The sequence below is a fragment of the Lentilactobacillus sp. TOM.63 genome (genome assembly GCF_030361045.1).
GTDB classification, from domain to species: Bacteria; Bacillota; Bacilli; order Lactobacillales; family Lactobacillaceae; genus Lentilactobacillus; species Lentilactobacillus dabitei.
In genome coordinates, this window is sequence record NZ_JAUCAP010000081.1 from 1 (window position 1) to 10884 (window position 10884).

General features: G+C 42.5%; 5 protein-coding genes and 1 pseudogene. 4 read left to right on the forward strand and 2 right to left on the reverse strand.

Going from position 1 to position 10884, the window contains the following annotated elements:
• Positions 1 to 177 precede the first annotated feature (177 nt).
• Together QUF07_RS11875 and QUF07_RS11880 are read right to left on the reverse strand one after the other, a co-directional pair.
• Positions 178 to 672 (reverse strand): C40 family peptidase, encoded by a 495-nt coding sequence (locus QUF07_RS11875; protein ID WP_217165137.1) that lies wholly within the window; start codon positions 670 to 672, stop codon positions 178 to 180.
• A gap of 30 nt (positions 673 to 702) precedes the next feature.
• Complete coding sequence (locus QUF07_RS11880) at positions 703 to 1608, reverse strand: GH25 family lysozyme (protein WP_217165135.1); 906 nt, start codon at positions 1606 to 1608, stop codon at positions 703 to 705.
• Positions 1609 to 2014: 406 nt separating this feature from the next.
• Here QUF07_RS11880 and QUF07_RS11885 point away from each other — a divergent pair, with 406 nt between their 5' ends.
• The 4 genes and pseudogenes from QUF07_RS11885 to QUF07_RS11900 all read left to right on the forward strand — a co-directional run bounded on the left by QUF07_RS11885 (position 2015) and on the right by QUF07_RS11900 (position 10446).
• Positions 2015 to 4603 (forward strand): YfhO family protein, encoded by a 2589-nt coding sequence (locus QUF07_RS11885; RefSeq protein ID WP_289427574.1) that lies wholly within the window; start codon positions 2015 to 2017, stop codon positions 4601 to 4603.
• Between the two features lie 238 nt (positions 4604 to 4841).
• A complete protein-coding gene (gene gnd, locus QUF07_RS11890; protein ID WP_217165133.1) occupies positions 4842 to 5744 on the forward strand; it encodes a phosphogluconate dehydrogenase (NAD(+)-dependent, decarboxylating) in 903 nt (300 codons plus the stop codon).
• A 362-nt stretch (positions 5745 to 6106) separates the two neighbouring features.
• Positions 6107 to 7920: pseudogene (uidA, locus tag QUF07_RS11895) on the forward strand (beta-glucuronidase).
• A gap of 30 nt (positions 7921 to 7950) precedes the next feature.
• The gene (locus QUF07_RS11900) at positions 7951 to 10446 is read left to right on the forward strand and encodes a glycoside hydrolase family 31 protein (RefSeq protein ID WP_289427575.1); all 2496 of its coding nucleotides are present in this window, start codon (positions 7951 to 7953) and stop codon (positions 10444 to 10446) included.
• The last annotated feature ends 438 nt before the right edge of the window (positions 10447 to 10884 follow it).

Here is a 10884-nt window from a genome sequence, read left to right on the forward strand (position 1 = left end):
CCTCATACTTAATTAATAATTCTATGGTACTCAAAAAGACGTCTACGAAGTAGACGTCCAGTTATTTAGTGCTTACTTTCAAACCTAACCAAGCAGAATCAGATTCAAGAGATATCAAAAAGGCATCGATCACAATCTGAAGTGGTCGATGCCTTTTGGCGTACAACTATTTAATTATTAATCATCATAACTCAAAGTAGCAGGGCGGGAGAAGCCAACCACGTGCCACCAAGGTGAGTAAACATTTTCAGTAATCACACCGCGGTTTTGGGAATCGATCATTCGACCGTTACCAATGTACATCCCAACGTGTGAGATGCTGTGCTTGCTACCGCCAAAGTATACTAAATCGCCTTTTTGGATATTCTTCTTAGAAACTTTCTTTGTTCCGTTATATTGGGCTTGAGCGGTTCTCGGAATTGATTTCTGGATTGACTTCTTGTAAACGTACTTGGTGAAGCCTGAGCAATCAAAGTGGGTAGGACCAACGGCACCGTATACATAACGGGAACCAAGATGCTTCTTAGCTTCGTTATAAACCTTTGAATACGAAGGATCGGTACTATCTGCACTGGCGCTGGTTGCGGCCGAATAAGCAGCAACAGCGAAGGCAAATAATGCAACGAACAATAAGAATGGTTTTAAGACTGATTTAATAGCTTTGTGTGTCACGATTATAATATTCCCCTTTTTTAAAATTCTTTAGTTAGAAACGTACGCTTTATTAGCAGTAATGTAATTGCCGTTTGATAATTCAAAGCGATAAGCGCCGTGATCCGATTTGCTTACGGTTTTAACGGTTAATTTTTGACCAGCAGCTAATTTAGAAACGCGCGATTTGAAATTAACATCGTTATATTGATAAATGTTTCTGGTCGTTGTGACCTGCTTACTTGATGGAACAGAAGTGAAGTAAGTTGGTTTTGCCTGATCGGCGGATGACTGCTTGAGCCATGAATTAACCGTCTGACTATCAACGATCTTGCTCAAATCAACATTGCCGGTAATACCACTCAGGCGACCTTTTGAAGTGTATTGCCAAAGGTCGGTTGAGACGTTTGGCTTCTGTGAGTAATTGGCAATCCAAGAGCCGTCAAACTTGGAATAGTTGATTTTATGAACATTCACATAATTTTGATATGAGTAGTAAACAATCGGCTTGTTAGTCAACTTGCGCATCGTGCTTAACCATGCATTGACGTAGGCTTGTTCAGAACCTTTTCCTTTGCGATGTTCATTGTCCAATACGTAAAATCTGGTTTTGGAGCTGGAACGCTTGTAAAAGTCCTTTGCTTCTTTTTTGGCATCGGCAACGCTTGAGAATTCTGCGTAACCATATTGGCCAAATGGGACTTTATATTTATATGCGCCATTCGCGTTGATATCTTTTTTAGTATCGATCCGGAAATCAGCATCCCCAGTGTCACCATGTTGAACCCGGATGATTGCAAATTTTAATTCTTTAGATGCCTTACGCCAATTAATGTTTCCTTGGTATTGTGAGACATCGGCAATTTTGGTTTTGCTGGCAGATACGTTCGTGCTAATCGTAAATGCTGCCATTGCCCCCATAAACAGGCCGGCTATTTTTTTAAAAGTTGAATTCATTTAATAGTCCTCCTTTAAAGCTACAAGAAGTATTATAGGGGAAGAATGCTACCAAACAATCTCAATAGTGTTTCATAAAGGTTAAAGAAAATTTCATTGCTTCATAAAATCCCTGTGAATGCCGTGCTCATGGGAATGATATCCTTATAATTAATTGCAATAATGCGTTATATTCTTCACATTTGGCTGAATTAGACCCAGATTACGGTTAAAATGTCAAAAATAACGCCTTTTGTTACAAGTTAAGGTGGTGAAGTGTAACATTTGGTTAAAGTTCTATAATTGTTGGTTAAAATGAGCACCAATTCGGCAACCGTCGATCAGGAAATGTATACTAAATCTGGATGGAAGTGGACTAGCATAGCGATCTAAGCGCTTCAAATAAAGAATAGAAAGTTGAATTTTAATGTTACGAAGGGATTTTTTCACACGTAAAGTTTTATATGTTATTGGGGCAATTGTTGCACCGGCTTTATTGATGAGCATGCTATTTCTAGTGCTCCAACTGGCGCCTTTTGGTGGTCGAAATCTGTTAATCAGTGACCTTTCCACCCAGTATTTGCAATTTTTTGCAGAACTTCGTCGCCAGCTGTTACATCTGTCGTTTTCCAGCTATTCATTTCTAATTTCAATTGGTGACAGCTTAGTCCCCATTTATGCCTACTATTTACTGAGTCCTTTGAATTTAATGATTGTCCTGTTTAAGCCGGCTCAGTTGCCGATTGCCATTGACCTGATTATTTGGATCAAGATGATTCTCAGTAGTATTTCAATGAGCATCTTCCTCGGCAATAAATATCGATCTTATGATTTCATGGGGATTTGTGGTGGTCTAGCATATGGATTATGCGGATTTGTTTCAATGTATTTCTTTGATGTAATGTGGCTGGACGCGCTGATTTGGCTGCCAATCATGATTTATGGATTGGAACGGCTATTTCATCAAAATAAGGGCGGTCTGTACGTCTTCGGGCTTACAGCCATTATTTTGACCAACTATTATATGGGTTATATTATCTGTATTTTTGCGGTGATTTACTTTATCTATTTAACCAAGCAAAGCCAACCGAAGCGGATTCCATTAGCCCAGCACATTCAGTTTCATTGGCGCAAAGGTGTTCAGTTTTTGTGGTATTCACTCATTTCGGGGATGTTATCAGCTATTGTCCTGATTCCAACCATCATTGCGATGTTGGCAACTGGGAAGAAGGATATTTTGCCGGCTAATTTTCTACTGAAGGGGACATTTGGACCCAGCTTCGCGGTCAACTTGGGGGTTGGCGGGAATGACTTTGCCGGCCGACTTGTCCACAATCCCAGTATCTTCACTGGTTCGTTATTCATTGTGGCCGGAGTGGCGTACTTCTTTTCCAAGCGAGTTGATAAGCGAAATAAGCAGGCATCCGGGCTCTTGCTCGGCAGTATTTTTCTTGGCATGTGGCTGCTGCCATTGAATACGTTTTGGCACATGTTGCAACCACCGGCAGGCTTCCCGTTTCGGATGGTGTTTCTATTTAGCTTTGCTCTCATCATGGTGGCTTATGAAGGTTATCTGCAGGGGGTCTTCCATGAAAAAAAGGTGGTAGTATTTTCGGCCGTTGGGGTTGGAATTGCGATCACGATTGGCTATATTTTTGCCAATATTTTCCAGCAGAAGATGGGGATGTACACGTTCAAAATTCCACAATTAATGGTTGGAAATGCTGTTTATTTTTTGGCAATTGGGTTTCTAGCTGTGACGACGCTGGCAATCCTTTCCGTAGCGAACAAACGTCGGGCTGCCAAATACGTGCTTATGATTACTCTGGCCTTCGAATTGATGCTTAATTTCTTGGTTGCCACATCCGGGGCACCATTTGGTAATCAGCATCAGTTTGAACGGACGTACGCAAAGTCCAGCCGCTTAATTGGCAAAATTGAGCAGCGGGAACGAGCCAATCACCAGTTCTATCGGCTGCTAGTCGTTGACCAACCGTTTAGAAAATTATTTAGGGTCCCGTATAGTGGGTACAATGATTCATTCGTTTTCAAAAATCACGGGTTGAGTTCGTATAGTTCAACACTTAACTTTCACACGCACCACGTTTTGGAGAATTTAGGATTTTCAAGTCGTAATATCCGGCGGATTGATATGTTCGGCAGTACCCCGGTCAGCGAACATCTACTGGCCCTGAAGTATTTCTACTACATTGGCAAGCACGAAAATTCACTGTCGGTGCAAAAAAACGTCGCCGGATTGGGCTTCATGACCAGCAATCGAATGCAACAGTTAAAGTTTGTTAAGAATGAGCCATTCATCAATCAGAATCGGCTGGTTCAAGCCGAAATGGGAAATTCAGAACAGTATTTCAAGCGCCCTCAGATTATGAGCACCAGCCAGCAGACCTTCCGAGACTTTTATCAATACAAAGTGGTCTTCAGAGCGAATACGACTGGTGATCACTACTTGTATTTGCCCCATGTCCGACTCCATGGCGTGGCCTTTTACATTAATGGAAGAAAACTATCAAATCTCTATAGTGGCTTAGGGACTGAAATGATCCCGGTGGGGAACTTGGAAAAAGGCCAAATCTCCACGATTACCATCCACTCGATCAAGGAGCTGCCGGATCCGGCTACTCACCTTGATGGGTTAAACAATGTCAAATTTGAGCAGGCAGTGCGGGTGTTGAACCGCCACGAACTCCGGTTGCAGGATAACAATCGCCTAGACTGGCATGGTGGCCATTTCAAAGGGACAATTACTGTTTTCAATAATCGACGGACTTTGCTGTTGAGTATTCCGTATGATAAAGGGTGGCACCTCAAAGTTGACGGTAAAAATCAGCCGGTAAAGAGGGTGGCTTCGGGGTTTGTCGGAGCTGAGTTATCACCAGGAAGGCATCGAGTAGCGTTCAACTACCAAATTAGAGGCTTGCTAGCAGGGATTGACGTGGCAACTGTTGGGGTAGTCTTATTGATTGGTACGGCAGTTTTTAAAAGAATTCGTCAGTGAATGTAAATCATTTTCAGATATTGTGAAAGTAATTTTCTTGGATAATAAAAGATCGAATAATTATCAGCGCTGATATTAAGGGGTTGGTAGCGCAATCTTTTTCTTGCTTAAACTTGCTCAGTAAATTAACCGAAAAACTTGATACAAATGTCTTGCGAAAATTCTTTTCAGATAATATAATGTTCCTGTAAGAGTTAGCAGTTAACTAGTATATTAGATGAAAGAGGTATGATTGCTTATGCAAATCGGTATGATTGGTCTTGGAAAAATGGGTCTTAACTTGGTTAAGAACATAATTCGTAACGGTAATGAAGTGGTTGCATTTGATTTGAATCCGGATAATGTTAAGTTAGCTCAGGAGGCTGGGGCAACCCCGGCTTCAAGTAATGAAGATCTTGTTAACAAATTAAGTGCCCCTCGCACTGTTTGGATCATGGTACCTGCAGGCAAGCCAACCGACTCGACTGTGAATGAACTGGTTGGTTTTCTGTCAACCGGCGACTATTTGATCGATGGTGGTAATTCATACTACGAAGACTCAATCAGACATAATAAAATTGCTGAAGAAAAAGGAATCAACTTCTTTGACTGCGGAACTTCTGGCGGTAAGAACGGTGCCTTGAATGGCGGCAACTTTATGATTGGTGGGCCAAGTGCTGAAAAATTTGAACATTTGAAGCCGCTCTTCGAAGATATCTCACTTAAAGACGGTTATCTATATACTGGTAAGCCAGGTTCTGGCCATTATTTGAAGATGGTTCACAACGGAATTGAGTACGGCATGATGGAAGCAATTGGTGAGGGCTATGATGTTTTGGACCACAGCCCATACGATTATGATAACGAAGCCGTTGCCAAAGTTTGGGTCAATGGTTCAGTGATCCGTGGCTGGCTCATGGAATTGGCTCAAGAAGCATTTGCCAATGATGCTAATTTGGATCAGATTACTGGCAAGATGTTCTCATCAGGTGAAGGTAAGTGGACGGTCCAGGAAGCCTTAAAGCAAGGCATTCCAGTCCCAGTTATTACTGATTCACTTTATGCTCGTCAACGTTCAGAAGAAAAAGATACATTTACAGGAAAAGTCGTATCAGCATTGCGTCACGGATTCGGTGGCCATGCGATGGATATGAAGAAGTAAAGAGCGCGAAAAGAAGCGGTTAGACGCGGTTATATAAAGGACGCCATTAAAATCCTGGTCTTGGATTTTGATGGCGTCCTTTATATATTAAGCGGCTGCTTCTTTGAGCGCGTTTGCTCCTAAAGGGGACTAAGCAGCAGTTGCCCCGACCATTCTTCCGGCATTCTGATGGTAAAACGCCAACTGCAACTCTAATTACCTCGGGCTGTTGTTCAATAAACAGAAAAATTTGGGCAAACAGATTCGACAATGATTGAAAGCGCTATCTGAATGTGCTATATTTTGAGAGGTACCAATACTGATGTATTAGTTTGATGATGGTTATGGTCGCTCTTGTAAGTATAAGTAAGGAGATAAGCAGTATGTTATATCCAATTAATACGATGAGTCGAACGGTGATTGATTTAAACGGAGTTTGGAAATTCATGATCGATCCGGAAACAACGCCAATTGATCCTGGCAAATCATTGCCAACGGATGATGTGATGGCGGTGCCGGCATCATTTAATGATCAAACGGCTGAAGCTAAGATTAGAAATCATACCGGGTACTTTTGGTATCAGCGCCAATTTACAGTCGCCAATTCATTGAGAAGTCAACGACTAGTTCTAAGGTTTGGGTCTGCGACGCATGAGGCGTGGGTATATATAAATGGGAAAGAAGTTACGCATCATAAGGGTGGTTTTACCCCATTTGAAGTTGAAATCAATGATTATCTTAAAGATGAAAACAACTTACTAACGGTTAAATTGAGTAATATTTTGGATTATTCAACAATTCCGGTGGGTAATTACAGTGAAACCAAGGATGCGGGTGGTCACATTATCCGTAAGGTTGATGAAAACTTTGATTTCTTTAATTATGCCGGTTTAAATCGACCAATAAAGATTTATTCAACTCCCCAAGCTCATATTGATGATCTGGTAGTGGCACCAGCGGTTGACTTGGCAAATAATTCAGCCAATGTTCATTTGACGGTGCAAACAGGTGGCGAGCAGTTTGACGAAATCAGAGCCACTGTTCTTGACGAAGATGGGAATCAAGTTGCCGAGGCCCAGGGATTATCTGAACAGCTGCCGATTAAAAATATTCATTTGTGGCAGCCACTTAAGGCCTATCTTTATACCGCCAAGGTTGAAGGCCTTATCAATGGCAAAGTGGTTGATGTCTATGAAGAACCCTTTGGTGTTCGGACGGTTGAAGTTAAGCAGGGCAAATTTCTCATCAACGGCCAGCCATTTTATTTCAAAGGCTTCGGCAAACATGAAGATACTTACGTAATGGTAAAGGGTTGAACGAAGCTTATAATGTCCTTGACCTGAATCTCATGAAGAAGATGGGGGCTAATTCATTCAGAACATCTCACTATCCTTATTCTGATGAAATGATGCGCTTGTGTGATCGTGAGGGGATTGTGGTTATCGACGAAACCCCTGCGGTTGGATTGATGGTGTCATTTACCTTTGACAACAGTGAAATTTCTAAGCCGGGCTATCAAGATGATACCTGGAAAGATTTAAAGACCGGTGAAGCCCATCGCCAGGCCATCCATGAAATTATTGATCGAGATAAGAACCACGCCTGTGTGGTAATGTGGTCAATTGCCAATGAAGCGGCCAATTATTCCAAGGGCGCTCATGAATACTTCGAGCCACTCTTTAAGTTAGCTCGGCAGCTCGATCCACAAAAACGGCCCTTGACCTATATTGACCTGGTTTGGTCCAACCCTGAATCAGATAAAAGCAGTGACCTGCCGGACGTCATTTGCCTGAATCGTTATTATGGCTGGTATCTTGACACGGGTGATCTGGCGATTTCTGAAAAGAAAACCAGGGATGAATTAAAGCAGTGGCAGGCTAAGTATCCGGATAAGCCAATTATGTACACTGAATATGGTGCCGATACGATCCCTGGGCTGCATAGCGCCTATGATGAGCCGTGGTCGGAAGAGTTCCAAGAAGATTACTACCGTATGAATAGTAAAGTCTTTGATGAGATTCCTAATTTTGTGGGCGAACAATTATGGAACTTTGCCGATTTCCAAACCAAGTATGGGATTCAGCGGGTCCAAGGGAACAAGAAGGGCGTCTTCACCCGCTCTCGCGAACCGAAATCAGTCGTTCGGTATTTAAGCAAACGTTGGAATTCAATTCCTAATTTTGGCTATAAAAAATAACAGAATCATTTATAAATTGGAGGATTATGCATGAAAGTCAGTCGAAAATTATTGTCAGTCATCCCAGAGGGTAACCACTTATTGGTGAAAACCGATGGGGCTCAATTTCAAATTTACCTGTTAGATGAAAATATCATTCGAATTCGCGGAACTTTCAAAGATCAGTTTGATCCCGAAGAATCATACGCCTTGGTCAAAACGGCCTGGGATGATCAACTGGATGATCTGTTTAAAGATGAACGCCATAAGGTTTCACCGCTAGGAATTACCCCAGTAGATCAAGGCGATGAATACCTGATTAACGGTCCCAAGTATGACTTACACATCCGCAAAGATCCGTTTGAATTTAAGATAACGGATAAGACAGGCACGGTGCTTCATGAAGATTTGCCTAAACGCTCCTTTATGCAGGATGACAATGGCCGTTCGTATCATTACACCAAAATGGGGGATCACAACTTCTTCTATGGTTTTGGCGAAAAGTCTGGTGAATTGAACAAGTTTAAACGACGGATGCGAATGCATAATACTGATTCGCTTGGCTGGAATGCTGCTAAATCCGATCCGCTTTATAAGATGATTCCGTTTTATATCAATCTGGATTCTACGCTGAACACCGCAACTGGGATGTTCTACAATAATTCCTACGATTCGGTCTTTGACATGGACAGCGAGCACAGTAATTACTGGAAACGATTCAGTTATTTTGAGTGTGATGGTGGCGATGTTGACCTCTTCTTCATTGGCGGCCCAACAATTAAGGACGTGGTCGAACACTATACCGATTTGACTGGCAAGAGTGCTTTGATGCCATTAGCTTCTCTAGGCTATATGGGTTCGACGATGTATTATACCGAATTGGATCATAACGCCGACCAAGCAATTTTGGACTTTGTGGATACCTGCAAGAAGAACGGGATTCCTTGTGACGGCTTCTTCCTGTCATCAGGCTATACTTCCGGTGACGATGGCAAGCGTTACGTCTTTAATTGGAATAAGAAACGTTTCCCGGATCCGGACAACTTTATTGCGGAATTGAAAAAACGCGGGGTGCTATTGGCCCCGAATATCAAGCCGGGGATGTTACTAACTCATCCATTTATGAAGGACTTTGAAGCTGGCAATGCCTTTATCAAGACCCCAGATAAAAAGGGCTATGAGGTCGATCAATACTGGGGTGGCGATGCCCACTTCATCGATTTCACCAGTGAAGATGGTCGGAATACTTGGAACAAATTTATGACCAAGGCATTGTTGTCTAAGGGAATCACCTCAATTTGGAACGATAATAATGAGTATGAAATCAATGATGGTCAGGCGCAGGCGGCGGCCGATGGCTTAGGCAAGCCAATTGCAAGCCTCAAGCCAATTATGCCGACAATGATGGCTAAATCTGCCAAGAAGGCAATTCATGACTATAATCCAAATGTCCGCCCATATCTTATCAACCGAGCGGGCTTTGCCGGCATCCAGCGCTATGCTCAGACCTGGGCAGGTGACAACCGGACGTCTTGGACCAACGTGAAGTATAATGTTCCAACTATTTTAGGGATGGGTCTTTCTGGCGTTGCCAACCAGGGATGTGACATCGGCGGTTTTGACGGCCCAGCTCCCGAACCAGAACTATTTGTGCGGTGGGTTCAAAATGGCATCTTTCAACCGCGATTCTCGATTCATTCTTCCAATGACGATAACACGGTCACGGAACCGTGGATGTATCCAAAATATACTTCATATATCCGCGATGCCATTCGCTTACGGTATCGCTTAGTGCCGTACTTCTACTCATTACTGTTCGAAGCATCGACCAAAGGATCGCCAATTATGCGGCCACTGGTTTACGAGTTCCAAGATGATCCGAAGGTACTGGAAGAAAGTTTTGAGTTTATGTTGGGACCATCGTTGTTGGTTGCCAACGTATTAGACAAAGGTCAAACGGTCAAGCCAGTGTACTTGCCAAAAGGGGCGAAATGGGTTGATTTAGCTGATGGTCATTATTATGATGGTGGCCAAACGATCCAAGTGTCAGTTGACCTGCATAGTATTCCAATGTTCCTGCGGGCTGGTGGCATTATTCCAACGGCACCGGGATTGTTGAACATTCATAACCAAGTTATTGATAATCTTAATTTGTTAGTTGAGCCGTCCGTTGAGAGTTCATTTACCCTTTACGAAGATGACGGTAAGACCAATGATTATCAACAGGGTGATTATTTGACAACGAATTATCATGTTGCCAGTTCAGAAGCGGGCGTTGTTATTGATGTCCATAATGAAGGCCAATATGCATCAAAGGTTAAGCAGTTCAAGCTGGAAGTACTATGTCCACAAATTGCTCCCGCTCAGGTTTCGATTGGCAACAGTGAAGTTGAACAGTTCTTGAATTTTGAGAAATTTGAGCAAGCCAGTCAAGGTTGGTTCTTTAACGGTGAAAATCGGAGAGTAATTGTTAAGTTTAACCGCCCAAGTGAGGCGGATTATCAGATTAACCTGAACTTTAGTGTGAAGGATTTGATTTCACTGTAGAGAGTGTGCGGATCCAGGCGGTTAGAAACTGGATCATAAGTCTCCTTATCCAGAAATCCTGGGCTTGGATTTTTGGATAAGGTGCTTATGAGGAAGTTTTTGCCTGGAGGAGCAGTCCTGATAGAGCATCAGTTGCGTCGGAATTATGGCCGGGGATCTTTGAAAAGGTTGCTGTTCCGGTTATTGCTGAAGCAAATGCACTTAATCAAAGTGACGAAAAGTATCGGTTAAAAGATAAGAACAGCCTCCCTAAAATCCTGATTTGGATTTTGGGGAGGCTGTTCTTATCGTGTGAGTGCTGACTTTTCACAATTTAGTAACAGATTGGCGAATATCACTAACGATTCTTGACCAGTTATTTGTAAGCACTAAATAATTGGACGTATTCAAAAAGGCATTCGAGCATGTTATTCTTCAGATAACACAATCGAATGCCTT

Coding starts and splice junctions, on each gene's coding strand:
- gnd (WP_217165133.1), top strand. CDS start 4,842: ATGCAAATCGGTATGATTGGTCTTGGAAAAATGGGTCTTAACTTGGTT.
- QUF07_RS11885 (WP_289427574.1), top strand. CDS start 2,015: ATGTTACGAAGGGATTTTTTCACACGTAAAGTTTTATATGTTATTGGG.
- QUF07_RS11900 (WP_289427575.1), top strand. CDS start 7,951: ATGAAAGTCAGTCGAAAATTATTGTCAGTCATCCCAGAGGGTAACCAC.
- QUF07_RS11880 (WP_217165135.1), bottom strand. CDS start 1,608: ATGAATTCAACTTTTAAAAAAATAGCCGGCCTGTTTATGGGGGCAATG.